Source organism: Streptomyces sp. NPDC048211 (assembly GCF_043202315.1).
Classification (GTDB): domain Bacteria; phylum Actinomycetota; class Actinomycetes; order Streptomycetales; family Streptomycetaceae; genus Streptomyces.
Map to the genome: position 1 here is coordinate 104,834 of NZ_JBIDAD010000010.1, position 26,233 is coordinate 131,066.

At 67.6% G+C, this 26,233-nt stretch carries 24 protein-coding genes and 1 pseudogene; 14 read left to right on the forward strand and 11 right to left on the reverse strand.

Features of this window, described 5'->3' with window-relative positions; genetic code table 11:
• The first annotated feature begins 24 nt into the window (after positions 1-24).
• From ACGFZA_RS31055 to ACGFZA_RS31085, 7 genes are all read left to right on the forward strand, one after another.
• Positions 25-180, forward strand: a complete 156-nt coding sequence (locus ACGFZA_RS31055) for a MerR family transcriptional regulator (RefSeq protein ID WP_393683441.1) — start codon at positions 25-27, stop codon at positions 178-180.
• A gap of 67 nt (positions 181-247) precedes the next feature.
• The gene (locus tag ACGFZA_RS31060) at positions 248-1,066 is read left to right on the forward strand and encodes a redoxin domain-containing protein (RefSeq protein WP_393683443.1); all 819 of its coding nucleotides are present in this window, start codon (positions 248-250) and stop codon (positions 1,064-1,066) included.
• 162 nt (positions 1,067-1,228) lie between these two features.
• Positions 1,229-2,545 carry an ATP-binding protein gene (locus ACGFZA_RS31065; RefSeq protein WP_393683445.1) on the forward strand — a complete coding sequence of 439 codons (1,317 nt, stop codon included), beginning with the start codon at positions 1,229-1,231 and terminating at the stop codon, positions 2,543-2,545.
• Positions 2,542-3,663 (forward strand): tetratricopeptide repeat protein, encoded by a 1,122-nt coding sequence (locus ACGFZA_RS31070; protein ID WP_393683447.1) that lies wholly within the window; start codon positions 2,542-2,544, stop codon positions 3,661-3,663. Before ACGFZA_RS31065 ends, ACGFZA_RS31070 begins: the two co-directional genes overlap by 4 nt.
• A gap of 48 nt (positions 3,664-3,711) precedes the next feature.
• Complete coding sequence (locus tag ACGFZA_RS31075; protein WP_393683776.1) at positions 3,712-4,332, forward strand: HAD-IA family hydrolase; 621 nt, start codon at positions 3,712-3,714, stop codon at positions 4,330-4,332.
• A 181-nt stretch (positions 4,333-4,513) separates the two neighbouring features.
• On the forward strand, positions 4,514-5,839 hold the full coding sequence (locus ACGFZA_RS31080) for a PQQ-binding-like beta-propeller repeat protein (protein ID WP_393683449.1): 1,326 nt from the start codon (positions 4,514-4,516) through the stop codon (positions 5,837-5,839).
• Between the two features lie 141 nt (positions 5,840-5,980).
• The gene (locus tag ACGFZA_RS31085; RefSeq protein WP_393683451.1) at positions 5,981-6,532 is read left to right on the forward strand and encodes an RICIN domain-containing protein; all 552 of its coding nucleotides are present in this window, start codon (positions 5,981-5,983) and stop codon (positions 6,530-6,532) included.
• Positions 6,533-6,643: 111 nt separating this feature from the next.
• On the opposite strand, the gene ACGFZA_RS31090 is transcribed toward ACGFZA_RS31085, so the two are convergent.
• Complete coding sequence (locus ACGFZA_RS31090; RefSeq protein ID WP_393683453.1) at positions 6,644-7,573, reverse strand: SsgA family sporulation/cell division regulator; 930 nt, start codon at positions 7,571-7,573, stop codon at positions 6,644-6,646.
• Complete coding sequence (locus tag ACGFZA_RS31095; RefSeq protein WP_393683455.1) at positions 7,570-8,463, reverse strand: RNA polymerase sigma factor; 894 nt, start codon at positions 8,461-8,463, stop codon at positions 7,570-7,572. Before ACGFZA_RS31095 ends, ACGFZA_RS31090 begins: the two co-directional genes overlap by 4 nt.
• A gap of 606 nt (positions 8,464-9,069) precedes the next feature.
• On the opposite strand from ACGFZA_RS31095, the gene ACGFZA_RS31100 reads away from it, so the two are divergent.
• Positions 9,070-9,480 carry a hypothetical protein gene (locus tag ACGFZA_RS31100; RefSeq protein WP_393683457.1) on the forward strand — a complete coding sequence of 137 codons (411 nt, stop codon included), beginning with the start codon at positions 9,070-9,072 and terminating at the stop codon, positions 9,478-9,480.
• The gene (locus tag ACGFZA_RS31105; RefSeq protein WP_393683459.1) at positions 9,477-11,636 is read left to right on the forward strand and encodes a tetratricopeptide repeat protein; all 2,160 of its coding nucleotides are present in this window, start codon (positions 9,477-9,479) and stop codon (positions 11,634-11,636) included. The genes ACGFZA_RS31100 and ACGFZA_RS31105 overlap by 4 nt, the downstream gene beginning before the upstream one ends.
• A gap of 25 nt (positions 11,637-11,661) precedes the next feature.
• Here ACGFZA_RS31105 and ACGFZA_RS31110 read toward each other — a convergent pair whose 3' ends face one another.
• From ACGFZA_RS31110 to ACGFZA_RS31135, 6 genes and pseudogenes are all read right to left on the reverse strand, one after another.
• Positions 11,662-12,366, reverse strand: coding sequence for a methionyl-tRNA formyltransferase (locus ACGFZA_RS31110; protein WP_393683461.1), 705 nt, complete (start codon positions 12,364-12,366; stop codon positions 11,662-11,664).
• A gap of 230 nt (positions 12,367-12,596) precedes the next feature.
• Positions 12,597-13,220: a DUF6879 family protein gene (locus ACGFZA_RS31115; protein ID WP_393683463.1), complete on the reverse strand. Its 624-nt coding sequence runs from the start codon at positions 13,218-13,220 to the stop codon at positions 12,597-12,599.
• Positions 13,213-13,482: a hypothetical protein gene (locus ACGFZA_RS31120; protein WP_393683465.1), complete on the reverse strand. Its 270-nt coding sequence runs from the start codon at positions 13,480-13,482 to the stop codon at positions 13,213-13,215. Before ACGFZA_RS31120 ends, ACGFZA_RS31115 begins: the two co-directional genes overlap by 8 nt.
• Positions 13,483-14,104: 622 nt before the next feature.
• Positions 14,105-14,269 carry a hypothetical protein gene (locus ACGFZA_RS31125; RefSeq protein WP_393683467.1) on the reverse strand — a complete coding sequence of 55 codons (165 nt, stop codon included), beginning with the start codon at positions 14,267-14,269 and terminating at the stop codon, positions 14,105-14,107.
• 212 nt (positions 14,270-14,481) lie between these two features.
• Positions 14,482-14,622, reverse strand: coding sequence for a DUF397 domain-containing protein (locus tag ACGFZA_RS31130; protein ID WP_393683469.1), 141 nt, complete (start codon positions 14,620-14,622; stop codon positions 14,482-14,484).
• A 99-nt stretch (positions 14,623-14,721) separates the two neighbouring features.
• A pseudogene (locus tag ACGFZA_RS31135) lies at positions 14,722-14,910 on the reverse strand (phosphodiesterase); the annotation flags it as partial.
• Positions 14,911-15,680: 770 nt separating this feature from the next.
• On the opposite strand from ACGFZA_RS31135, the gene ACGFZA_RS31140 reads away from it, so the two are divergent.
• Together ACGFZA_RS31140 and ACGFZA_RS31145 are read left to right on the forward strand one after the other, a co-directional pair.
• Positions 15,681-16,976, forward strand: a complete 1,296-nt coding sequence (locus ACGFZA_RS31140) for a hypothetical protein (protein WP_393683471.1) — start codon at positions 15,681-15,683, stop codon at positions 16,974-16,976.
• Positions 16,973-19,183 (forward strand): tetratricopeptide repeat protein, encoded by a 2,211-nt coding sequence (locus ACGFZA_RS31145; protein ID WP_393683473.1) that lies wholly within the window; start codon positions 16,973-16,975, stop codon positions 19,181-19,183. The genes ACGFZA_RS31140 and ACGFZA_RS31145 overlap by 4 nt, the downstream gene beginning before the upstream one ends.
• A gap of 47 nt (positions 19,184-19,230) precedes the next feature.
• On the opposite strand, the gene ACGFZA_RS31150 is transcribed toward ACGFZA_RS31145, so the two are convergent.
• Entirely contained in the window at positions 19,231-20,340 is a 1,110-nt protein-coding gene (locus ACGFZA_RS31150; protein WP_393683475.1) for a cell wall protein, read from the reverse strand.
• A 316-nt stretch (positions 20,341-20,656) separates the two neighbouring features.
• Here ACGFZA_RS31150 and ACGFZA_RS31155 point away from each other — a divergent pair, with 316 nt between their 5' ends.
• Complete coding sequence (locus tag ACGFZA_RS31155) at positions 20,657-20,806, forward strand: hypothetical protein (protein ID WP_393683477.1); 150 nt, start codon at positions 20,657-20,659, stop codon at positions 20,804-20,806.
• A gap of 171 nt (positions 20,807-20,977) precedes the next feature.
• Here the strand turns inward: ACGFZA_RS31155 and ACGFZA_RS31160 are convergent, their stop codons facing one another.
• Positions 20,978-21,640, reverse strand: a complete 663-nt coding sequence (locus tag ACGFZA_RS31160; RefSeq protein ID WP_393683479.1) for an ATP-binding protein — start codon at positions 21,638-21,640, stop codon at positions 20,978-20,980.
• Between the two features lie 203 nt (positions 21,641-21,843).
• Between ACGFZA_RS31160 and ACGFZA_RS31165 the strand changes: the two genes are divergently transcribed.
• Together ACGFZA_RS31165 and ACGFZA_RS31170 are read left to right on the forward strand one after the other, a co-directional pair.
• A complete protein-coding gene (locus tag ACGFZA_RS31165; protein ID WP_393683481.1) occupies positions 21,844-22,689 on the forward strand; it encodes a helix-turn-helix domain-containing protein in 846 nt (281 codons plus the stop codon).
• On the forward strand, positions 22,689-22,883 hold the full coding sequence (locus ACGFZA_RS31170; protein ID WP_393683483.1) for a DUF397 domain-containing protein: 195 nt from the start codon (positions 22,689-22,691) through the stop codon (positions 22,881-22,883). Before ACGFZA_RS31165 ends, ACGFZA_RS31170 begins: the two co-directional genes overlap by 1 nt.
• Before the next feature lie 171 nt (positions 22,884-23,054).
• On the opposite strand, the gene ACGFZA_RS31175 is transcribed toward ACGFZA_RS31170, so the two are convergent.
• Positions 23,055-26,207: a DUF3427 domain-containing protein gene (locus tag ACGFZA_RS31175; protein WP_393683485.1), complete on the reverse strand. Its 3,153-nt coding sequence runs from the start codon at positions 26,205-26,207 to the stop codon at positions 23,055-23,057.
• Positions 26,208-26,233: the final 26 nt, after the last annotated feature.

The following is a 26,233-nucleotide window of genomic DNA, read 5'->3' on the forward strand; positions in this document are numbered from 1 at the left end:
GGACGGGTTTACGTTCATCGCATCATGAGGATCAGTGAGGTCGCGCGGCGCGCGGACGTGACGACGAAGACCGTCCGCTCCTACGAGTCGTTGGGGCTGATCGCCCCGCGCGGCTCGCCAATGGCTACCCGGACTGCACCGAGCACGATGCCCGGCTGGTGCGCGAGGCCCGGGAGCTGAACCGCCTGGCATTCCGGTCGAGCGGACACGTCCGTTCCTCGAATGCCTGACCAACGGCCGGGACCGTGTGGACGACTGCCCGTCCTCCCTGGCCGGCTACCGCGACGCCATCGACGATCTGACCCGGCGGATCGACGAGCTCACCGCCCGCCGCTCCGTACTGGCCCCGCATCTGCGCGACGCCGCCCATCGCAGCAGCCGCGCCGCCGGACTCGGCGCAGAGGGATCCGGCATCGAGGTGTCCGGAGGCGAGGGGCCCGGAGCCGAGGGGTCCGGTATCGAACGATCCGCCGTCGAGGGGAACGCCGTGAACGCCGAGAGTCACCTCACCGACCTACCCCCGGACCTCCCCACCCCCGAGGACGACGGAGCGGCCGCGCACCTCCCCGGCCGGGCGGTGCCGGACCTCGAACTGCCCGACACCACAGGCGGCACCGTCTCGCTGCGCGCGTTGGGCGAGGGCCGGTCGATCGTCTACTGCTACCCGCTCACCGGTCGGCCCGGCACCGACCTTCCCGAAGGCTGGAACAGCATCCCCGGAGCCCGCGGATGCACCAGCGAGGCCTGCGACTTCCGCGACCACCACGGCGACCTCGTGGCCGCAGGCGCTTCCTACGTGTTCGGGCTGTCCAGTCAGACCACCGCATACCAGCAGGAGGTCGTCGACCGGCTGCGACTGCCGTTCCCGATGCTCTCCGACACGGACTTCCGCTTGTCCGCCGTGCTCGGGCTGCCCACGTTCGAAGTCGGCGGCGTGCAACTCCACAAGCGCCTCACCCTCGTCATCCGGGACGGCGTGGTCGAGCACGTCTTCTATCCCGTCTTTCCGCCGAACACGCACGCCCAACAGGTATGCGGATGGCTCCGCGACAACCCCGCGACGTGACCGGGCGCATGCCCGAACGTGCCCCGGACCGACCGGGCGACACGGTCGCCACAGAGCAGCGGACGGCCCGCCCCGGACCACCCCGGACCCTCCCGGACCGGCCGGGCGGCCGGACGCCGAGCGCCACCTGCGGTGTCCTGCCCCGACGTTAGGGTGTGGATCATGCCGGACGACTCCCCCCTCATACAGAGCCTGCGTGCCGCGGTAGCCGCCGTGCCCGCCGACGTACCCCTGAGGCTGCACCTGGCCCAGCTCCTGCTGGACGCGGACCGGTCCGACGATGCCGTCGCCGAGGCGGCCGTCGCCCTTCAGCATGCGCCGGGCGACGCCCAGGCCCGGGACCTGATGATGCGCGCGATGGGCGCCCCGGCCCCGGCGCCGGCCCCGGCCGTAACCCCACCGCCCGCCGAGCCCCCGGCACCGGCCGCCCAGCCTCCGTCACCCGCCCAGCCTCCGCCGCCCGGACAACCCCCGCGGCCTCGCGGCAGGTTCGACTGGAAGGCTGCCGAGGAACAGGTCGGGGACGCAGTGCCGCCGCGGTTCGTCGAGCCGCCCGTCCGCGCGGACGGGCAGGACGAGGCCGCGGACGCCGACGCGTGGGACGTGGAGGAGCCGGGCACCGTACGTTTGGCCGACGTCGGCGGCATGCAGGACGTGAAGGACCGCATGGAGGCCGCCTTCCTCGCCCCGCTGCGCAACCCCGAGCTGCGCAAGCTGTACGGAAAGAGTCTGCGCGGCGGGCTGCTGCTGTACGGGCCGCCCGGCTGCGGCAAGACGTTCATCGCGCGTGCGGTGGCCGGTGAACTCGGCGCCGCGTTCCTGTCCGTGTCCGTGAACGAGGTGCTCGACATGTGGATGGGCAACTCCGAGCGCAACATGCACGAGGTCTTCGAGACCGCCCGCCGCCAGGCTCCCTGCGTGGTCTTCCTGGACGAGCTGGACGCCCTCGGCGCCAAGCGCAGCCGTACCGGGCACAGCGGCATGCGGAACGTGGTCAACCAGCTGCTCGGCGAACTGGACGGCATCGACTCGGCGGCGAACGAGGGTGTGTTCGTCCTGGCCGCCACCAACGTGCCCTGGGACGTGGACAACGCCCTGCGCCGCCCCGGCCGCCTCGACAGGACCATCCTCGTCCTCCCGCCCGACGCCCCCGCCCGGGAGGCCATCCTCCGCTACCACCTGCGGGACCGGCCCATCGAGAACGTCGACGTGGGCAGGCTGGTCAAGATCACCGAGGGGCTGTCCGGCGCGGACCTGGCCCATGTCTGCGAGTCGGGTGCCGAGCGGGCACTGCTGGACTCGGCGCGCTCCGGGAACGTACGGATGATCAACATGAAGGACCTGCTGGCCGCCGCGAAGGACGCCGTGCCGTCCGCCGAACCGTGGTTCGCCTCCGCGCGCAACGTGGCGATGTTCGCCAACGAGGGCGGCATGTACGACGACCTGGTGACGTACCTGAAGAAGAGGCGCAAGCTGTGACCACTACCCTGCACCCCGCTGTGGAACGGGCCGATCTGCTCATCGGTCTCAAGCGGTACGACGATGCCAGGGAGCTGCTGGACCAGCGGCTCGCGGAGGACCCCGAGGACATCCGGGCCTGGGTCGAACTCGCCCGCAGCCATGTCGAGGACAAGGAGGACGGCGCGAAGGCGCTGGAGGCGACCGAGCAGGCGCTGGCCCTGAACGCCCAGGACATCGGGGCGCTCCTCATGCATGCGCGCGCCCTGCGCGTGGGCGGCCGCTTCCCGGAGACCGAGGGCGTACTGCGCGAGGTGATCCGCCTGGCCCCCGACTACTGGTTCGGCTACGCGCGGCTCGCCGACTGGCTGTGGCGCATCAGGGCGATCCGTTCCGGACAGGGCACCGGCGAGATCCGGCGCGAGGACCTTCAGGCCGCCCTGCGGGAGGCCGGCCTCATCGCCCAGGAAGCCATCCGGCTGGGTCCCGAGCAGGTGTACGCGTACGAGGTGGCGTGGCTCATCGCCGACATGTCGGCCGACCGGAGCGCCGCCGACCGGATGGACGAGGCCATCCTCCGGCTCGACCCGCAGCACGAACAAGCGCTGGCCCGGCGGACGCAGAAGGCGGCCACTGCCCCCGGCGTCAAGGCGAAGGAGGCCGCCACCCTGTACGCCGACGCGCTGGCCTCCGTTCCCGGCTCCACTCCGATGCGGGAGGGCCTGGACGTGGCCTCGTACCGCCTGCTGCGCGGCGTCCGCTGGCCGGCCCTGCTCTGTCTGGCCCTCGCCGCGGCGGGCATCGACCTGTTCGCGGCGGACGGGGAGACCCAGCGGGAGCTGCCGCTGGTCCTCGGTCAGCGGTTGTGGGACCTCGTTCCGATGGCGGTCGTCTGGGTCCTGGGCGCCCTGCTGCGGTACCGCCGTCTGCGCGCCGGCATCCAGGTCAACCTGCACTCGCTCATCCGGCGTTTCGCCTGGTCCCGAGTGGTTCTGGGGCAAGCCGCGTGGGCCATGCTCTGCGCCCTGCTGATCACCCAGCTCCCCTGGACGGAACGTACGGGCCCGCAGGTGCTGTTCTGGGCGGGCCTGCTGCCGTCGGTGGCGACGATGTGGTTCGACCGGCCGAAGACCCGCTGAGCGGGGATCCACAGAGCGACGGGAGTTCGAGCAATGACAGTGACGACGGTGACCGAAGCCTGCGTCATCTTCGACATCGGTGGCGTACTGGAACTCACACCGGCGACGGGATGGCATCAACAGTGGTCAGCCCGCCTGGCGTTGTCGCCGGGCGCGATGCACGAGCGGATGCGCGACGTATGGCAGGCCGGGAGCATCGGAACCATCGGCGAACGAGAGGTGCACGAGCAACTGGCGGCACGTCTGTCGCTCGACGCGCCCCAGGTCGAGGCGTTGATGGCCGACCTCTGGACGGAGTACCTGGGCACGCCCAACGAGGAACTCATCGCCTATGCGCGAGGGCTCCGCGGCACGTGCAGGCTGGGCATCCTGAGTAACAGCTTCGTCGGCGCCCGGGAGCAGGAGACGGAGCTGTACCGTTTCGACGAACTGGTCGAGCAGATCGTCTACTCCCACGAACTCGGCATCGAGAAGCCGGACCCACGCGCCTTCGAGGCCCTCTGCGCCGCCCTGGGGGTGGAGCCGGAGAGCTGCCTCTTCATCGACGACTTCGCGGTCAACGTGGCGGCCGCCGAGGCGGCGGGCATGCAGGCGCACCTGTTCGAGGACAACGCCCGGACGATCGCGCGCATCGCGGCACACGTCGGCGTCACCGTTCCCGTCCCATGAGGACGCGGCGCAGTGCCGCACCGAACCGCGCCGACCGCACGGAACCGCACTGCGCCGACTTCTCCGGACCGACCGCACCGGACCCGCTCACAGGGTCGCTGATCGTTCCGTGACCGAATCGGTTGTCCCTCCGTGCTGCCCACCGGCAGCTCGCCCGTACAGGGTGGTGCGGGGGGGTTTCATGCGACACAGACTGCTTGGTCTTCTCGTAATTCTTCCGCTGCTCGCCGGCTGCTTCGCGCCGTCGCCGCCGCGCATCGCGCCGAACGTGGATCCCGAAGAGGCGTTTCGTGTGCCGCTGCCCGTGCCGACGGACGCCTCGGGCGGCTGGGCGCTGGTCAACCGCCGCCTGGGGGTCATTGGGCAGGGCAGGGTGGCGGCGAAGATCGATGAGGACGGGAAGGTCCTCTGGCGTACGGCCCTGCCGTCGGTGTTCGCACTGACCGGACGGCCGGGGCAGACGCATGCCGTCGCCACCCCCTCCGGCTCGTTGACGCTCGTCGGCGCGGCTGCGTCCGGCCGGTTGCCGCGCTTGGCGACTCTCGATCCCGTCACGGGCGCCTTCGCGATGCTCGCCTCGTCCCCGGCCCGTCCCCGGGGGGAGTTGCGGCTGCTCACCGTCGTGTCGACGACGAGAATCCCCCGTCAGGCGGTGGCCGTCACGTGCCTGCCCGGGGCCTCCTGCACCCTGACCGCCTGGGACGCCTCCACGGGCCGGGTCCTGTGGAAGCACCGCACCCACGGTCCGGCCGTCTTCGCCGCCCCCTGCAACCAGGACGGGGAGCGGGACGGCGTGACCATCCACCGGGAGTGCGATCCGCTGGCCTTCGTCGCCGACGGCCGCCTCGTGCTCCTACGTCGTGGTGAGGACCGGCTCCGCTCAACCCCCGTCGAGCTGCCCCGAGGCGAAATCGGGCAGGTGCTCCCCACCCTCTACCGCGTCCTCGTGATGACGGTCCCGCACGGACCCGGCTGCCGGGCGCGGGCAGCGGCGTACGACCTCACGACCGAATCGCGGGCCCCGGTCTGGCAGCGCGCCTTCACCTGGGACCAGCCCCAGGCGGCCGTCCGCGACGGCTGCCGCAGAGATCCGTCGATCCCGCTCCTCATGGCCTACCGACTGACCCTGCCGGACGCGGCGGGCGCTTTGGTCGGGCGCGACTTCGACGGCAAGTTCCCGCTGCGCCTGAAGCCCGGCGAGTATCCCGTCGCCGACGGCAGCGACATTGCCGCCTATCGCGTGGACGGCAGTTCCCGCGATCCGGACCCCACCCCTTCAGGTACGCCGCACAGCCGCCCCGCGGAACTCAAGCCCACCGCCCAGGGGCTGGGGCAGGGCACCTGGTACCTCCCCGGGAGTGGCCGGAAGGGTGAGATCGTTGCCGTCGACGTCTACGGCAAAATCACCTGGCGGCGTACGACCAGCGGGCGACCGTTCTTCCTCTCGGACAACCGCCTTGTCTATGCGCAGGGTTCGAGCCTGGTGGCGGTCCGCGCCGGCGCCTGAGCGTCTGTTGCCGGAATCTGACGCGGTATGCGACTGCTCATGACGGGGTGAAGCCTTCTTCAATTCACGATCAAGTCAGTCGGCGCGTTCGCGAAGACCGATTGGGCTGAATGACGGACCGTTGCCCCCTAGGCTGGCGCCGTGACAGACCCAGACCGCCGAATCGGCGCTGAGATCACGCCCCTCCCGCCCTTTCTGAAGATCACCACCACTGATGTGGGAGCTCTCTTCAGGCGACGTCGGCGCAGTATCACGGAGGACGGGCCGTTCTTGATCATATCCGTGGATTCCGGTCTGGCCCTGGACACGGCCTTCCGTCATGAGGACGGTTCACATCCACATCTGTGGTCGGCGCACGGCCATGCACATCAGCTGTGGCGACTTGTCCCCTCGGGCCGTGAGGGCGAAGTGCGCATCCTCTCGCAGAGCAACAACCTGTTCCTTGACGGGCACGGCAGCCACGACGGAGACCACCCGCAGATGCGAGCTGAGACCAGTGAGCCGCGGCAGCGTTGGCGCCTCAAACCGGCGCCCGGAGGCCGCGCGCACTACCTGGAGAACGTCGCAACCGGCTTGGTGCTCGACAGACCGCACGAGGCGGAGCGCGGTACGTGGCCGGTGCTGTGGAGCAAGCACGCCGGCGACAACCAGCACTGGCTGCTGGTGATGCCCTTCACGGCACCGGCTGTCTGAACGGTGGCAGGGCGCCGGGTCCGGTTCGCCCAGGGCAACCGGGCGAGCGTGGTGGCCCGACCCGTGCTTCGGGCGGTGTCGCCACGTGCCCGAGCTGCCCGCTCTCGCTGATCAGTTCTTGTCCGCAGCTGATCCCCCTCTGGCCTGGTACGTGATCAAGTCGAACGACTTGTCGATGTCCAGGTGTTGCCCCTCCGTGCCGGGCGCGACGAGATCGTTGGACTTGCGCAGGAAGGTCTGCAGAGCCGCCCTGGGCACCTCCAACAAGGCCGTTCCCTCAGTAGCACCGAGAGAGATGCAGATGACCTCCGACTCGGATCCGTGACGCGGCCAGATCTTCACGTCTCCGGCTCCGGCGTGCGTGCGCAGGCCCGCAGCCGCTGTCTCCCGGGCAAAGACCCAGGACACGGATTCGTCGCTCCCCGTGTGGAAGGTCGCCTTGATCGCGTACGGGTCCGTTGGCCGGTAACGGAACTCGGCGGGCAGAAGAATCGACGAAACGTCGGAGACGACGAGACGGACACGGACCTTGCAGATCACCCCAGGCAGGTCGCTTCTGGTGTCCGTTCGGACCGACCATTTCGAGAAGGGCTGCGACCGGGAACCCTCGGCAGGCGTCTCCCGCTGCTTGAGACGCTTTGCCCCGTAGACGCGCACCCGGGAACAGAACCGCTGTGATGTGTGAGGCTCCGCCCCCGAGACCTGCTCATCCTCCGGCCCGGCCTCCGTCTCCCCGGCGTTCAGTTCCTGCTGGCACCCGGCGATACGGCGCATCGCCTCGGGGCCGGTCCGTGCGCGCAGGCCCTGCGCGGCGTGTGTGCCGAGCGAGGATCGATCGAGCTGATCCACGAACCGCAAAGCTGCGACGCCCTCCGGGTACTTGTCCGGATCGGGTGATTCGCCTCGGGCGATGCTCTCCTGCATGCCAGTCAGCTCTTGCAGGCATGCGCGGAACGTGTCGGAGGCCGAGCTCTGTGCGGCCTGCTGGATCCTCGCGATGGCTCGCGCGACAGTCTCAGCGGTCACGTCTCCCTGCTTCATGCGTCCTCCCTCCCGGGCCGCGTTGTCGCGGAATCGGATTCCGCAGGTGGGCCGCCCTGCTGCCTCGGCGGGTTCTTGCGCAGCCTGGACAGCCTCATCGACACAGCTGCCGCCGACATGTGAAGGTGCTCGCCGATCTCCTGCATGGTGTAGCCACTGATCGACAGGAAGAGTGCGGTCCGCGTGGCATCGTCCCTGACCTGGGCGAGCAAGTTCACGACAGCGTCATGCCCGATGGTCTGAGACTCGGGAGACTCCGTGTGTGGGGTGGGCTGGCTTCCCAACTCCGCAGATCCGTTCGGGGCGCACGCGGGTTCACGGGCACGCTCGGACGCCCAGCGATCGAAGACCCCGCCGAACTCGCCGACGACCGCACCGATGAAGTACGTCTTCAGCGACGCACCGCCGTCCGGACGCCAGCCTCCTTGGGTCAGTGCGTGCTTCTGGAACACCCGCAGTCCACGGGCGATCGCCTCGCAGACCAACCCGTCCCGCTCGTCGCGGTCGGTGCGCAGCGCCTCCGCGTCCCGCTCGGTGCGTCGCCGTACCGGACGGCCGCGTTGCGTGCACGCAGCGAAGATCTGTCCCGTGTAAAGCCAGTTCGTCATGATGGGGTGGGCGTACTGGGCAAGGGTGTTCGCGAAGAGTTCCCAGGCCACACCACCGAATTCAGCGGCAGCCAGGCTCTCGTAGACGGCCAGGTCCTCGTCGGCAAGCGCCGTGTCGTCCGCTGATGCTTGCTGTTCAGCCTCACGAAGACCCGCTGTGTCCTCGTCTACCTGCACGTGGAACAGCGGCAGCCGGCCGGGGGCTTCCTCCGCGCGATGGACCGCGGGCAGCCCGCCGGTGGGCGACCTGGACGGGGGCCCGTCGAGGGGGCTGTTCTGCATACCTCTCCCTGCACGCCGGACAGTGTTGTCGGCAGGGTCCTAGGGGCGGGGCCGTCGTTCGGATAACGGCGACAGGGAGAAGACATCCAAATGGGCGTATCAGCCGTGCAACCGTGAGCAGCCATCCCGTCCACCCCCTACGACAACGCCATGACTCACACACTGGTCACAGCCATTGCCACGCTGCTGGCCGTCATTGCCGCTCTGGAGCATCTGCCTCGGGCTCTCACCCGGCTTGTCCGGGCATGCATGCCCTTGGCGCAGGCCTGGAGGGACCTGAGACGTGTGGCGGCGCGAGGATCGGGAGCAGAGCCGTCTGAAGAGGAGCCGTCTTCCCGGGCGGGCGGTGACGCCCGGCGGTGAAGCCCCGCAGGGGCGGACGTGGACACGACGAGGGCGATACCGATGGGGCGCCCGGCTCGGCAGAGCGGGCGGGACGCATCGGAAACCGGCTGTGCAATGACGCGGTCGCTCGGGATTCGTACCGGCGACCGGTTCAGGGCATCGGGTCGAGAGTGGCACGAAATGTCGCTGAAAGTCCGGTGTACTGAGGCCGCGTCGACTCCATAGGGTTGTGACTCGGGCCGGATCGAGGGAGGGCAAAGGATGGACGCGGAGATCACTCTTTTAGCAGGAACCGCCGGAACGACTATCGCGACGCTGCTGGCGACCGACACCTGGAATGGCGTCCGGAACAGCGTGATCGCGCTGTGGCGACGTGTCCGGCCGGACCACGAGGAGCAGATCGCCGCCCAGCTCGACACGTCGCGCCGCGACCTGCTGGGCGCGCGGAGCAGTGGTGACGAGCAGACTGAGCGGGAGATCGCGGCGGAGTGGCAGGGCCGCATTCGCCGTCTCCTCGTCGCCCACCCCGAGCTGGTGGCGGAACTGCACTCCCTGTTGGCCGAACTCGACCCCGGCACACCCGCCATCGTGACCGTCACCCAACGTGCGACCGCATCCGGCAGTGCACGCGTCTATCAGGCCGGCCGCGATCTGAACATCGACCAGCGGTGACCGGCCGCAACGACGGACGCGCCGCTGATCAGGGGCGCGTTTACCAGGCATCCGGGGACCAGCACATCACCGAGCACCACCATCACGGCCACGCCTGGACCGGCCCGGACTCGGTGCGGCAACCGCCCGTCGGCCGAGCACCGGCGATTTTGAGGGATCGCGGCGAACTCATCGGACGCCTGAGGGAGGCGGTATCCGAGGACGCCGGAAACACCGTGTTCGTCCTGCACGGCCTGGGAGGGTGCGGAAAGACGGCCGTGGCGTGCGCACTCTTCGAACATGCCACCCGGGAACGCGGCCGCCTGGGCCTGTGGGTCAACGCGTCCGATCAGGCATCCCTGCGGGCCGGGATGCTCGCCGTGGCCGCTGACCGCGGTGCCGAAGACGGTGAACTGATGGCCGCACGCAATGGCTTACGGGCGGCAGCGGACTTGGTCTGGGACCATCTCGACCGGTCCGGCGTGCCATGGCTCCTGGTGCTGGACAACGCCGATGACCCAGCGGTGCTTCGGGACGGTGGGTGGCTGCGCACCAGCCCACGCGGAACCGTCCTCGTGACCACGCGGCAGGCAGCCGGCCACTGGTGGCCCGCTGCCGAGCTGCTGTACGTGGATGTCCTGCCGCGTGAGGAGGCGGCCCAGGTCCTGCGCGACCTCGCCCCCGGAACGGGTTCCGCCGAGGACGCGGCAGCCATTGCCGACAGGCTCGGCCGCCTGCCGCTCGCGCTGACTCTGGCCGGCGGTTTTCTGGCCCACCAGGTCATCGCACCTTGGACGATGGAGGAGTACGGGCGTCGCCTGCAGGAGCGTTCGGACCCCATCGAACTGATCGACCAGGGAGCCATCGCGGCGGGCAACGACTCGCGTCACCTGGTCAGCGGAACGTGGCAGCTCTCACTGAACTCTCTGACCGGGCAGAACCTGCCCGAGGCTGTCGCCCTGCTGCGCCTTCTGGCCTGCTGGTCGAACGACCCGCTGCCCCTGACACTGCTGGCCGACGTCCCGCTCGACCTCCTGCCTCTGTCCGCCGACCGGGTGGAACTGGCACTTCGAGGGCTGCTTGACCACTCGCTCACCGAACTCGTTCCCGGCGACATCCGCTGCTTGCGCACGCACGGAGTGCTGCTCGACAGCGTCGCGCGCGTCACTCCGGCCAGTGAACGCGATCGACTCGTTGCCGCGGCGGCCGGACTCCTTCTGCGATCCCTGCCAGTGTCCCCGGAACGCGGCTTGCGTGACGGCCTGCTCACCATTCTCACTCCGCATGTGCTGGCCCTGCTCCGCCGCGTCATCACCTGGCCCGAGACCACGGTCGGCACCGCCGAGTCCGCTGCCGTCTGCGCCCTGCGCCTGGCGACGGCCCAGCATCGTTCCGGCGACTACGCATCTGCGCTGGTCACGGCCGAACAGGCGACGGCGCTCGCGCGACGACGCCTAGGAAACGATCACGTTCTCGTGCTGCGCCTGCGCCAGCGGATCGGGAAGGCAACCGATCGTCTGGGGCGCCTCGACGAGGCGGCGGATCTCCACCGCGAGCTGCTCGACGACCTCGAACGGGTCTGGGGCCCCGAGGCGCCGGACACCCTGACCACCTGCCTCCATTTGGCCCGCCCGTTGGTCTGGCTCGATCGGCTGACGGAAGCCATGCAGCTGATGCACCGGGCGGTCGCCGGGCGAGCCGCGCTGCTGGGCCCTTGGCACCCGCTGACGCTGGAGGCGCGGGCGTGTCTGCTCGAACTGCCTCCTGGACCGGAGCTGGACCGTGAGGCACCCGCAGGAGCGGATCTGGTCGCCGACTGTCGCCGTGAGCTGGGCGCAGACCACCCGATTACGCTGGCGGCCGATCTCAACTGCGCCGGAGCGTTGCTGAACACCGGAAAGCACGCCGAAGCGTTACTGTCGGCCCGCCGTGCTCTGGCGGCGCATGAACGCCGGTTCGGAGCCGACTACCCCATCACGCTGGCGGCACGAAGCCTGCTCAGCAATGTCCTGAACACGGTCGGCCGACACCGGGAAGCCATCGAGCAGGCGGAAGTCGTCAGGGAATGGCGTGAGCGGGCGCTCGGTCCGGAGCACCCGTGGACGACGGCTATCCGCGACAAGCTCGGGCGGTACCGGAGCTCCCTGGCGGAGGCCACGTCAACAGACCCGAACTGACAGGCGGCGGCTGGTTCGGTGCCCTTCAGGATTCGGAGTCTTCCACGGGTACGGACTCCGTGATCCACACGGGCCCATCCCCACACATCACCCTGATCCCGTCCGCCCGCTGCAACGACGTGCGCAGAACCCGCAGTCGGCGTCCGGTCACCGTGGCAACTGGGCCGGATCTTCCCGAGCTGCCGAATCTGATGGCGCGCACCTGATTGTGGATCGCCTCCCTGCCGGTGCTCCAGTCGATCTGCGAGAACTCGGGTTCCATCCACCCTGCGTAAGTGGCAGACCTCTCCTCCTGCGGCGTACCGGGCGAACCGGCTACGGCCAGCGAGAGCGCGCGGGGCAGAAGCCGCTCGATGTGTCGGTCGACCTCTTCCCACAGCAATCCGGGGGCGACATCGTCGCCCAACGCAATCCCTGCTTCCTGAGCCAGGACCCCGCCGGAGTCGAACTCGTCCTCCATCCAGTGGATACTGACGCCGATTTCCTTGTCGCCGTTCCTGATCGCCCAATTGACCGGGATGGGGCCTCGATATTTTGGCAGCATCGACGTATGTACGTTGATGGCGCCCAAGTGCGTCGACCGGAGTACCGTCGACGGCAACTTCCAGGGGAAGCCGTAGCAGACGATAAGATCGGCCTGGTACCCCGCGACAATGTGCGGCAGCATATTCTTCCGGCCCGGAATAAGTAGGTCCATCCCATTCGGCAGCGCATCGACGATCTCGCCCACGACGTCGCCTGCACCCCGGCGTGTCGGTTCGCCCGGTCGCAGTGACCGTGCATGCAGGTAAGCGACGGGCGTGTGCCCGGCTCGTTCGCACACGCTGTGCAGGAGCGCGAATCCCTGTGCAGAGTACGAAATCAAGACGATGCGCATGTGTGGCCCTCACGATACGGCGGGGGTTCGACCGAAACGGCATGCCCATTCCGAGATCTCCGCCGGGTCCCGGGCAGGAATGTTCAGCCCTGCTGCTCAGTCACGGTCGGCGGAGGGAGTCGGGCGACCTGGCGGCTGAAGAAGCTGCCCAACGACTCACCGGCCCGGTGCATTTCCTGAATCGTCTTCCGCCATCGGGAGATGGCGTAAGGATCGTCGAAGCGGATACCGCCGGCGAGCGTCCCGTCGTCGTCATAAAGCACCTCGTACATCACCGAGGATCCGAGGACCACGATCTCCGGAAGCGGATGCTGCGCCTCGTACCGGAGGATGCCCTCCCGACCGAGGACTCTTGTATCTTCCCCGCACTGGGCCTTCAGGTTGAGCAGGTGAAGCTCCCACTGGAGGTACGGAGAGATGGGCTCCTCGACACAGCGGACACGGTGGAGGGCGAATCCGCTTCCGGCGATTTGCTGGAGGTACTCCTCGTAGTGACTCCGCTGTCCCTCGATCAGTGCCAGGGACTCGTCCCAGCACCCTTTGCGGAAGGCCTCCCAGCTCTCCACCCCGGGCTCCCGGAAGCTCTGCTGACGTTCGAGTTTCCAGAACCCCTCGGAACCGGAACGCCAGAAATGGCGACCGAAGTCCTCTGAGTAGTCGTCAAGCCCGAGGCGCTGACCCGGGCCGTCTGCCTGTGGGCTAAGCATCAGGCAGGTCTGCCTTCGCCGCAGCGGCTGTCCTGCGGGGGATGACGACGATCCGTTCGTCCGGGGCGACGACGAGCCCCGGGGGAAGGTGCGGCAGGTAGGCCTCGGTGAGGTCGCGGCCAACGACGGCGATGTCCCCGTTCTCCAGTTCCCAGATATCCGGGCATCCCTGCTCGCCGCCCGTGGTCCCGAGCTCGGCTGGGGACTTGCCCAAGCGGCGCATCAGCGGTGATGAAGGATCCGCTTCCCAGCCCCGAATCATCACGGTTCTCCATTCAGTCCCCCCGAAGGTAACCGAGATCACACCTGGCGCAATGTCACTCAGTGACTTCCGGCCACGCGCATGCGATGGTCCGTCCCTCGCGTCGACTGGACGGCCAGGCGGATCGGATCGCGGCGACGTCGCCCGGCACTGACCGGCAGGCGGGGCGTTGGTGATGATGCTGCGCGGGACTCTCAAGCCGGCGCGGGCGGCCGCGACGACCTGTTGGGGTTTGTGAGCGGCGATGCGGTCGTAGTGAGGATTGTTGATCCAACGAACGGGCAGGGCGGACAGGAGATTGAGCATTGCGGCGTCTGCCTGGTTCCGCGCCCAGGTCGTGTACGGCTCTGCCACGGTGTCCGCGATGACGGGACGGCCAGGGCGTCTGTAGTAGACGGCTCGTACGTCCTTAAGCCGCACCGATCGGCGCTCGTCGCTCAGAAAACCGCCCTATCCAGGCGTTCTCGACCAGTGGTCGGCGGTCAGGGAGAGACGCTCTGAGGGAAGTCGGCTGAGGCGAATCGCATGACGGGTACGTCTCGTTGGTTCAGATGGTCCACGACCATGTCGGCGGAGGCGTCGAGCCGCTCAGCAACGACGAGCACCGGCCGGGTGGCGCCCATCAGGAAGCGGGAGCGAAGTAGGGGTCGGTCACGTCATCTCGCCCTTGGCGTCCATATTTGGTGTCGGTGGTCGAGGCCGCGTGCTCGGCGGTGTGCCAGGCCGTGCTATCAGCCTGCACGTTGATCTGGCGGTTCTCGTCCCAGACCACACCCACGATGGGCATGGTGACCAGACAGGGCGGTTCAGCCGAGGTCGTTGAGCCGGAAGGGGCCGGCCTACCCACCGCCCAGGTGAGACTGCATGCCAGGTTGGTGGACCGAAGCCCTTCCGAATTCGGCGAAGACGTCAGAAGGCTCTGAGCTACACGTGCCGTCTCGTGGAGGTACGCGAACGCTTCGAAGGCAGGCGTCTCCTCGTTGGGGCGCCGACCGAGGTCTAACAGGGCGTATGCCTGCCGGAAGAGTTCTCGCTGTCGCGCACAGTTGCACCGACGGCGGTGAACCCCGTCTCAATGCACTCCGTGCCGCTGCCTCCGCTGTACGACGACTTGAACCAACGGGCATCTCCGTGATCCATCACAGCTCCTCGCAGACCTGGTTCAGGAGCGCGGTAGACGACGGAAGATCCAGTACCTGCGGCTTCTCCATGAACAAGCCGCAGGAACAAGCCGCCACCGTGGAACGCGGGGCCGGGCGGCTGGTCCCGATCCGCGGCCCGGTCGCCCTCCCAGGGCATGCGCAGGGTCCAGGCGATGGCCGGTCCGACGATCAGTGGACGTGCGGTGAAAGGCCGAGGCGGCCGCGGTGGGGGCGTGGCCCGTGGGACGGCGGCGACCCGCGAGTGCGCGTCGAGCAGGTCGGCCAGGCCGTCGCGGCCCTCGGCTGCACCGTGTCCGTTCCTTAGGGATGGTCGCCCTCCATCCGAGGAAGTTCACAGCCCCTTCACGGGGCGGGTGCGCTTGCGCCCTCAAGTGGAGCGGCGGCGGCGACTTTCGGCCAGGAAGATCGGGTTGAGGGGGTGGATGGTCCCGTGCGGTGCGGCGAGAGGGAGTGGCGTCGTGGGGGCGCGGGGGCGGTGGGACGTGACCTTGAGCTTTGGGCTCGCGGGTGGGGTGCGGCCTGGCTGCTGGTGTGGGTCGGGCCGGGTCGTTGCCGGCCGTTCCGGTGGTCGGGGCGGGAGTGCGGTCGGTGGGAGTGCCCGCCGGTGGCCGGGTTTGTTATTGGTTTTGTGGCAGGCAAGGCCGATATCGGTCGCATCAAACCCTAGTGCTGTATCTCGGCTGAAATAATTCCCACGAGCCCTTTCTTGTTCTTCATGTTCTGGTGAGGTGCCCGGCGGCAGTGCTATAAGTGACGAGCCCAAGGCCAAGGACTGGATGAATTCCTGAAAGTCCGCGTTCCGGCCGAGAAAGATCATTCCATCGAAAAGGGGGGATCCCGATGAAGAAAATCGTCGTACGCAAGACCGGTGGTGTGAAGCTCACCACGAGCGCGAGCGCCTACTGGCCGCCGATGTGTATCGTGGCTCCGAACTGATGTCGGCCGTGGTGCCCGGAATTTCTCGAATTCCGGGCACCACGGTGCTTTCCCCATACGATGCCGGGAGGTTGCCGGCAGATCCGACGCGGAGGCGGCATGGCGGATACTCGGCAGACCGCGGAGCCTGCCTTTCATCAGTTGACATTCGTTCCGGAGGGTGACGAGGTGCTCGTCGGCCGGGCCGACACCGATTCGTACGCCCTTTTTCCCGCCGACGGAGCGATGCTGCTCCATAAGCTCACCAACGGCATGCCCCTGGCTGACGCCGTCGCCTGGTACAACGCCGCCTACGACGAACCCGTCGACATGGACGACTTCCTGGAAACCCTGAACGACCTGGGCTTTGTTCGGGGTGCCGGTGACGATCCGGGCACTGTGGCGCCGACTGCCGTACGTTACGCACGGCTCGGGCGCGCGGTCTTCTCGCCCGTGGCATGGGTCGTCTATGGGGCGATAGCCGTGGTGTGTGTGGTGCTCCTGGTGCGGATGCCTGAAGTGCGCCCCTATCCGAAGGCTCTGTTCTTCAGCGATTCGCTGCTGCTGGTGCAGGTCGGTCTACTCTTCGCTCAGTTGCCGTTCGTCTTCCTTCACGAATCCTTCCATGCGCTGGCCGGTCGGCGGATAGGGGTACCCTCTCGTCTCGGCGTTGGGCGCCGACTTTACTTCGTGGTGTTCGAGACGACGCTGAACGGATTGCTCGGGGTTTCCAGGAGAAAACGTTATCTGCCTTTCCTGGCCGGCATGGTTGCCGACACCATTATTTTCTGTCTGCTGATCTGTGCAGCCGCCGTCGACGCGTATCGACACGGTCATGACCTTTCCTTCGTGGGGCGATTCGCGGTGGCTCTCGCCTTTGTCACCGCGCTGCGGTTCATCTGGCAGTTCTACCTCTTCCTGCGGACCGACCTCTATTACGTTTTCTCCACAGCCCTCGGCTGCGTAGCCCTGCACGACGCGACGCGTGCGCTCATCCGCAACACCCTCTGCCGTCTTCTGGGGCTGCGGCACCGTGTGGTGGACCTGGAGCAGTGGTCGGACCGCGACCGCAAGGTCGCGCGCTGGTACGCGCCCTTCGCCGCGGCGGGCGTGCTGGTGATGCTGCTGACCGCCGCCGCCACAGCGGTCCCGGTCCTCGTCCACTTCGTGCGCCTCCTCGTCGACCGGCTCGGCAACCCCGGGAATCCGGACTCAGGCTTCTGGGACTCCGTCGGCTTCCTGGCGCTGAGCGTCGTGCAGTTCGGCCTGGTCGGAGTGGTGGCCCTGCGCGACCGCCGCCGCGCGCGGCGGCTGCAGCAGGGGAAGCGTACGGAAGCGGTTCCGAAGCCCGCCCCGGACGTCGCACCTCTCCCCGCCCCCACCGCCCTTCACGCAGAACAGGAACGCACCCGATGACCGAGCAGCCCGCACACCTGTGGATCGTCGGTGTCACCCGCCGGGACCGAGACGCCGCGCTGGACGCCGCCTTTCCCCGGCCCGCCGCGGGGGAGTTCCACGCCGTCAGCAGCCACCACCTCGGCCGGGGCCCGTACGCCGGGACCGCCGCACTGCTGAACCTGGCGGTGCCCCGGGTGTGGGCCGAGACGCCGGAGCTGGTGAGCACCCACGACGTCGAACTGCTGTCGGTCGCCCCCGATTTGGAATCCGTCGTGGCGCCGTCCCACGAGACCCTCACCTCGCTGGCCATCCCCGAGGAGCGCACCCGGTTCTACGGCCCCGGGCGGACCCGGCGCCTGGCACACGGCGTGGTGGAGTTCCTGAACCGCTGGGCGGCCGACTCCCGCCGACCGGTCACCGTACGCTTCGATGCCGTGCACGCGGCTGACGCCACCGAGCAGGAACTGCTGGCCATCGTCCTGCGCCGGGTGGACCCGGCCCGGCTGCGCGTGGTCGTGGCCACCACCGCCGACCCGCTGCCGCCGCACGCTGCGGAACTGGCGGGCGCGCTGGCCCGGTACGCCGTACGCGTGGACGCCCCGGCCACCGCCCCCGCCGAGCCGCGGCAAGGAGCCGACCTGGTGCGGGCTTACGTGGATTCCGACGGCACCTCCGACGTGGCCGGCGAACGGTCCGCCTACGAGGCCGCGCCCGCGAGGGCACGGGCCGAGCTGCACGACGCCAGGGCCGCGGAACTGGAACGGACCCTGCCGCAGGCACACCGGCTCGGCGCCCTCCCTTACCACCTGGAGCGCGGGAGCGACCCGCACGGCGCGGGGCTGAGGGCGGTGCTGGGAGCGACCGGCCGCTGCGTGGACATGGGCTTCTACCACGCGGCGATCGAACTGGGCCGCCGGGCGCGGGCGCTTGCCGACCCCGAGCGGGACGAGGACGCGTACTGCTCGGCGAGCACCAAACTGACGAGTGCGCTGGCCGTCCTCGGGCAGGCGGACGAGGCGGAGGAGATCTACTTCGACCTGCGCAGCCGCTTCACGACGCCGATGGTGCACCTGTTCTCCAACTACGCGCTGGGCATGCTGTACACCCGCCACCGCGCGCCCGATGCCCGCAACCACCTCACCGCCCGCGCTCACCTGCACACCGCCATCGCCCTGGCGTCGCAGATGCCCGAGGCGTCCCGCTCGTTCCAGAAGGTCTTCCAGCAGAACGGGCTGGCCCTGGTGGAGATGCACATGGGCAACCTCACTCGGGCCGAGGAGCTGGTGACCGAGGGGCTGGCCCAGCTTGACGCCGACCTGGCGCCGGGCGAGCACGAGCTGCACCGTTCGGTGCTGCTGCACAACCGCGGCCAGGTGCGAGCCGCGCTGGGCCGGGTGGAGGAGGGTGTCGCCGACCTCTCCCGGGTGATCGCCGCCGACCCCAACCACCCCGAGTACTACTTCGACAGGGCCTCGCTCCACCGGCGGTCCGGCGACACCGAAGCGGCCCTGGCCGACTACCAGTGCGCCATCGACGTCAGCCCGCCGTTCCCCGAGGCGTACTACAACCGTGGTGACCTGCGCGCGGAACTCGGCGACGCCAAGGGCGCACTCACAGACTTCGGTTACGTACTGGAACTGGAACCGGACTACCTGCGCGCCCGGATCAACCGCGCCTCCCTGCTGCTGGAGGCCGGCGCCCTTGACGGCGCCTGGGGGGACGTGACCGAGGGCCTGGCCCGTCACCCCGACAGCGCCGACCTGCTGTGCACCCGCGGTCTCCTTGCCTTGGAGGACGGCGACGCCGATGCCGCCCTGGCCGACTTCACCACGGCCCTGGAGCACGACCCGGCCCTCTACGAGGCGCTGGCCAACCGCGCGGTCATCGCCCAGGAACAAGGCCGGTCCGACGATGCGGTCGAGGACCTCACCCGTGCCCTGGAACTCGTCGGCCCCGACGCGTCCCTGCTCTACAACCGCGGCTACGTGCACCGCTCCGCCGAGCGGTGGCCGGAGGCGATCGACGACTTCACCGCAGCCCTCGACCTGCCGGACGCCGACCGGGGCGAACTGCTCTGGGAGCGGGCCGCCTGCCGTGCCGGAGGCGGCGACCTCGCCGGGGCCGGGACCGACCTGCGCCTCTGTGCCGGTCTGAACGTGGCCCCCTACGCCGACCGGGCCCGCGAGCGCCTGACGGAACTGTCCGGGACCTCGGAGCCGGTGTAGGGGGCCACGGCCCCTCCGCAGAGCCGATTCGCGTGCGTGCATTCGTCTCACCGCCGTGCCCAGTCGTCCGAAGCGCGTTTGACGGAGTAGCCGCACAGGCGGGTGCCGTAGAGGTCCAGGGCGTCGTCGGGGTCCGCGGCGTAGTGGTCGGCGATCTCCGCCCATCGGTCCCAGCCGTGGAGGCGGGCGTGGCGGCGGTCGTCGTCGGTGCGTTGCGGTTCGTGGAACTCTGGTGCCGTGGCGCGTTGCCGGAGCCATGCCTGCCATGCGGGGTTTCCGGTGGGCTCGACGGTGTGCGAGTGGGCAGCTTCGACCGACTGGCCTTCGTTCGGAACGTCAGCGGTCCGGTTACGGAGTTGCGCGGTGATGTACGCGGCGGGCTGCGCGGGGCGCCAGTTGACCCACCAGGAGGTCAGCTCGGCGGCGATGTCGTGGGCGTCGAGGCCCTGGTCGATCAACGGCCGCAGGGTGCAGGCGAGTCGACGTAACCCCTCGCTCTGGATCCAAGGGACATGCGGTCGGACCTGAGCGGCGATCCTGATGTCGGCGGCGACCTGAAGCGGACTCCGCGGCGTCGAGTTCCAGGGGTGGGAGGCGGTCCGCGGCCTCGCGTGCCTGCGCTGGGTGTCTTTAAAGCGCCCGTCTGCCTCGACTACGGGTTTGCGGGGGCGGGCGGCGAGAGATTGGGGCTCACGCACCCGGCTGTGGGGACCGTCTGCTGCTGGGGTGTGTACGGGCGGCACCGGCACCGCGACCACCCGGCCCCGAAACCCTTGGCCTTCGACTCGGTGACCGTGCGCCCGGTCGTAGGCGTACGGGATGGTGGCCGCGTAGATCGTTGCCGTACCCGCGTACGGACGTCCGGGAAGCCGCAGGTTGCGTCGCGACCCGTGCCGGACCCAGACCAGCGCCCCCAACTCCCGTAGATATCCGACGTGGCGCTTGACCGTGGCCCTCGACAGGGCGCAGCGGGTAGCTGTGCCGTCGAGGTCGTACAGCACGGTCCCGGCGGTGTAGTCCATCCGCCCGGCCAGGTCCCGCGCGATACGTAGTGTCGCCTCGCCTGCCTTTGGATGGACCCCGGCCTCTTCGACCAGCCACACCACCGCACGTAGCCATGCCCGGGGCTGCGCATGGCGGGCGGCGGTCGTGGACACCTCCTGGAACGGGGCGGGGATGGGTTGCCAATCAGACCCAGGGCATGGCTGAAAGACGCGGCACGGGGCCGCGCCGAGAACACGACGCATCACTGTCCAGGGAGGTGAAGGGAGGGGCAAGCCGGGGCCGGAAGTGCCGGGCTCATGACGGGAGGTACGACAGAAGAACGGGGTACGGGCGACTACCGACCCAAAGACGATCCCGTGGAGGGATCAAACACGTGGCGAATCAGAGAGGTACGACAAGGGCGACACCGCTGCCGTCCGCCAACCGCTCGGTATTTTTGCCTCCACGACGCGGAGGCGAAGGAGAGGCATGGACAGCCCACCCGAGCGACTGCTCGACACCGGGGGTGTCGCGGAGATCGCGGGAATCACGGCAGCCACCGTCCGCCTGTTTCTCAAGCGCACCCGGAGACGCGTGACCGATGAACTCCGCCTCAGGCCGGCGGACTCCCCCCCCTGACGATCAGTTGGGCCGCTCGCCGGCCTGGCGGGAGAGCACCATCAGGGCTTGGCTCGCTGTTCGGCCGGGGCGGGGACGCGCGACTCCGGGCGTGTAGGTGAGTCGCGGCGGACTACGGCTCGGCCGGTCCGTCGGTCGGGCCGTATGTCCGGGCGCTACGCCCACGACGACTCATGCCGCCCCTTCCGCCTCGGATGCAACCTCGAAGAGGAGCTGCGCACGGTCAAGCGCCTCGTCAGTGTCATAGCCATGCGCCCTCAGCCAGAGCAGAAGGTCTGCGATCAAGCCGGTGGCGGTCTCCGCGGCTTCCTTCGCACTCATCTGCCTGAGCCGTGAGAGGCCCCGGCCTTCCCCCAGCGCGCAGAGACCCAGGAGCGCTTCCGTCTTGGCCACCTGTTCGTCGGCGACATGGCCGTCAGCCGACTGCAGGCCTGTGGCGAGTTCACACCATGTCGTCTTGGAGGCACCTCGCACGATTACTCCCCACCGGGCAGCTACTCCCTCCACCAGTTGCATGCCCCGCCCTCGCTCGTCCAGGCCCGCCGTCCTGATCAGTGTCGGGAGTCGCTGCCCGTCGGAGTCGTTCACCTCAATACGCAGGCAACCCCCGTTCATGCTTACCGACAGACTGGCCGACGTCCCCGGGCCCACGTGCTTGATCACGTTGCTCGTGAGTTCAGTTACGCAGACCTGCGCCGAGTAGGTCATCGACGAGAGCCCCCATAGCTCAAGGTGAAGGCGCATCACCCTGCGCAGGCCGGCAAGCTCCTCTGCCTCCGCCAGGAACGGAAGTTCCCACCTCTTACGCTCGACACCAAAGCGGCACCCACTCATTCCGATCACCCTTTACGCTGACCGGCGGTCGCCCAATGCATCCGCCACACTCCATACGGTGACAGTGGAACTCTCAAAATGGAACTCTCATTCTGCCCTTTCGGGGGCGAGTTTCGGTGGCACGCGCCCCCGGCGTACGCCACCTTGCCTGCAAGACTCGTCCCCGTGCACCCTCTCGAAGACCGACTTGAAGGGCCGAAAACATGCCAGTTGGACCGACAACGCGCAGGCGTCAACTGGGAGCCGATCTACGCCGACTCCGCGAGGCGAAGGGCCTCACTTTGGAGGAGGCGGGCGCCCGCGTAGGCATCTCAAAAGCCACTCTGAGCCGGTATGAGACGAAGGAGGGAACGGTTAAGTGGCCAGCCGTAGACGCCCTTTGTCGTGAGTATGGCGCCTCTGACCGGGAGCGAGACTCGCTGGTCGACCTGGCCAAGGGGGCTCGAATCCAAGGCTGGTGGCGCTCCCTCGCTGATCCCATCCCTGAGTCCATGAACCTCATGCTCACCCTCGAAGACGAGGTGGTGAGCGAGGGGCACTACGCCTGCATGTACGTTCCCGGGTTGCTTCAGACGCGCAGGTACGCAGAGGCAGTTCATCGCGCTTCAGAGATGAGATGCACTGACCAAGAGATCAATCACATGGTCGATATCCGGATGAAGCGCCAGGAACTTCTCACGCGCGACGAGCCTCCGCACCTCTGGGCAGTGATCGATGAGGCCGTCATCCGTCGGATGGTCGGAGGCCCCTCGGTCATGCGCGACCAGTTGCAACACCTGATCAGCGTCTCGTCCGAGCCCAACGTCACCATTCAGATTTTGCCGTTCGCGGCAGGTGCACATGCCGCGGCGGTTGGCAGCTTCGTCATCCTGGGTGGCTCAACGCCTGAACTCGACGTGGTCTATGTGGACATCATCGGTGGAGGGCTGTTCATGGAGAAGCCGCAGGAACTCGAACGCTATAAGTTGGCGTTCGAGTACTTGCGGGCGCAGGCGCTGGACCTCGAGTCCTCTGCCGCGCTCCTGAACCAGGTTTGCGAGGAGCTGTGATGGATCACGAAGACGCCCAGTGGTTCAAGTCGTCTTACAGTGGTGGTAGCGGTACGGAGTGCGTTGAGGCTGCCTTCACCACCGTCGACACCCTCGTGCGTGACAGTAAGCGTCCGAGTCATGGCCACTTCCACGTTGGCGCCGGGGCTTGGGCTCACTTTGTCGGATCGGTACGTGAAGGTGAGTTGCACTGAAGTGGAGCTGAGAGCGGCGGAGAGGTCGGGACGTCAAGGGGACGGCATGTCCGCGGACCAGCAAAGGCTGGACGCCAAATCGGTGCCCCGCCAGTGAAGCGTGAGACTCGGAGTTCGAACGTGCTCCTCGAAGTCTCACAGCTCACTGTGTGGGAGCTCGTAGGCCAGGGGTTACCCTGCGGCAATTGCTGAGTATGTCAAGACGTCCGCGGTCATTTCGTGACGCAGCTTCCACGTGATTGCCATGGGCTTGCTGCCCTTGTGCGTGACGTAATCGGCTGGTCCCAGCAGCATCCAGGGCTGAGGGCCTCCGATGTCTGTCTTCTTGTAGCGCCGGACGAAGAGGAGCACATGAGTGCCCTTCTCTGTGTGTGTCCGGTAGCGAAGGCCTGTTGGGGACGTCTCCGACGTCTGGTTCTGGGACTCCCAGTGGAACTCTGACTCGTTTAGTGCGTAGTCCTTGTACCGGGTTTCGGGCGAGAAGTCTTTCTCGTCCTTTTCTAGAGTGATGAGAAGAGCATCCGTCTCGATGTTCTCGCACCACTTCACGCCCTCGCGGAAGTGCCCGGGCATGAAGCCGTCCACGGTGGACTGGCCGAGTGCGGGGAGGATCTCTTCGCGGCTGTACGAGGCGTGAACTGCCAAGGGGAGATCCGCGTGCGTGCCTAGCAGTGGAAGCGGCAAATGGTCCGCTAGGTCGAGGACGTGGGCCAGTACCTGGCGGAGCTCGTCTCGGAAGGCACCCTGGGTGCGCAGAGTGTTGAAGCCCTCTTGGTAGCTCGTGAAATTGCCGCCCAAGGGCCAGAGGGAGAAGAAGAACATGCGCGCGTACGTCTGTTCCTGAGCTGTGAGCTGGTCATACGTGGGGGGATCGTCGACGAGGATCTTCGTATACGCCGAGACGCGTGCTGGATCGTCGACGTGGAGGAACGCCGATACGCGCTTCAGGAGCGCTGCCTCGCCGTCAGGGGCGGTCGCATCGAGGAGCTTGGCTCGGCGGAGAAGGCCGGTCCATGAGTTTCCGTTGCCCCGGTAGAGCTCCTTGAGCTCTCGACCGCTCTCCTTGAGGTAGTCCGCGAGGCGGGGCTCCGCGTAAGCAGCGACCTCGCGGGCAAGCTGAGTGACGTTGACGCCGATCTGGTTGCGGATGTTGTCGAGAATCAGGGTCTTGGCCTTGGTCTCAAGGATGATCTGGCAGCCAGACGGCAGCTTGGGGAAGTCGTCCTCGATGTTGGAGAGCAGACGGTTTCGCGTCAGGTTGGTCAGGGCGCGGAACTGCTCCTCGAACCTGAACTCCTTGCGGTGCTGACCGATGAAGTCGAGGACGGTGAGCACAGCCTTGTTCTCGGTGCGGCGCAGCCCACGTCCCAGCTGCTGAAGGAACACCGTGGCGCTTGAGGTCGGTCGCAGGAGAAGAAGGGTGTCGACATCGGGAATGTCGAGTCCCTCGTTCAACAGGTCTACAGAGAAGATGACTTGCAGCGTCCCGGCGCGGAGTTCTTCGAGCGCTGCTCTGCGCTCGGGCTTGGGGGTGTCGCCGGAGAGCGCGACGGCGTTGAGGCCGGCGCATCTGAAGACCTCAGCCATGAAGCGGGCATGTGCCACCGAGACGCAGAAGCCCAGAGCCCGCATAATCCCAGGGTCGGCGACCTTGTCCTTCACAGCCTTGACGACGAGCCTGGCCCGGGCGTCGTTACCTGTGAAAAGGTTACTGAGAGCCCCCGAGTCGTACGCTCCCCGCTTCCACGCGAGGGTAGTGAGATCGGTGCTATCGGTAACGCCGAAGTAGTGGAACGGGCTCAGTAGCTCGTTCTCAAGTGCTTCCCATAGCCGCATCTCGGCTGCGATTCGGCCGTCAAAGAACTCATCTTGGACGTTCAGCCCGTCCATGCGCTCTGGGGTGGCGGTGAGGCCGAGCAGCTCTTGTGGGGCGAAGTGGTCCACGATTCTGCGGTAGGTCGGCGAAGTGCCATGGTGGAACTCGTCGATCACGATGACATCGAAGTGATCCGGAGCGAGGCGCTCCAGGGCGCGCGCGTTGAGTGACTGAACACTCGCGAAGACGTGGTTCCAGCCTTCGGGCACCTGGCCACCGAAGAAGAGCTCGCCGAAGTTAGCGTCGACTAGCACGTTCTGATACACCCGCAGGGACTGCTCCAGGATCTCTTTTCGATGCGCGACGAAGAGCAGACGGAGATCCCGGCCAAGCTTGTGTCGCAGGTGCTTGTAGTCCAGGGCCGCCATCACGGTCTTTCCCGTACCGGTCGCTGCGACGAGGAGGTTGCGGTTCCGCCCGTGGACGGTCCGCTCGACCTCTAGACGTTCCAGCATGTCGCGTTGGTGAGGGTACGGACGTACTTCCAGCCCAGAGAGCGTGATGACATTGCTGCCCTGCTGGCCGCTCGGGCCACCGGCGTGAGAAAGCGCCTCATCCAGTCGCTGTGCGTCGCTATCGGGGTCGTACGACTCAAAGGAGCGCTCGCTCCAGTAGGCATCGAAGGTTGCCTCGAACTTACGCAGGACCGAGGGGGTTGCGACCGACGACAGCTTCACATTCCATTCGAGTCCATCGAGGAGCGCAGCCTTGGACAGGTTGGAACTGCCGACGTACGCAGTGTCGAAGCCACTGTTCCGACGGAAGAGCCAGGCTTTCGCGTGCAGGCGAGTCGAGCGGAGCTCGTAGTTGACCTTGACTTCGGCGCCGAACTCGCGAACGAGGCGGTCGAGAGCACGACGCTCAGTGGCTCCGATGTATGTGGTGGTGAGAACCCTGATGGGGACGCCGCGATCGCGGGCAGATGTGAGGGACTGCTCGAGTACCCGCAGGCCGTGCCACTTCACGAACGCGCAAAGAAGGTCCACACGGTCTGCGGTGGCCAGCTCCGCTCGCAGTTCAAAGCCGAGGCTCGGATCCTCGGGTGAGTTAGTGAGGAGGGAAGTCTCAGAGAGGGGCGTGGCGGGTCGGATGGCGTAGACGCCCGGCGCCTCCTGTTCGGCGACAGCGAGTAGTTGTCGAGGGCCGTCGATGACCGCATCTGTATCGGCCCACGCAGGGGCACCTTCGATGGTGCTGAGAGATTCGAGGATGTGGTTCGCCGCCACAACTTGGTCCGCTGGCTTGAGACCTTGGAGGGCTTGTCGAACGGTGGCAGCGATGTGGCGGGAGAGAACGTTGGGCGTCGACTCGACTCCCACGATGCCGTCGATCGCGTGCCAACCCGTGTTGTCAAGCTGCTTCATTTGTTCTTCTAGGCGCCGGGTGATCAGCGTCTCGTGCAGTCCTGCAACGGGTACCGCTTCCCCTGATGATGCCTGGTTGGACATGACCGGCCCCCCTCATCGCGCCACCT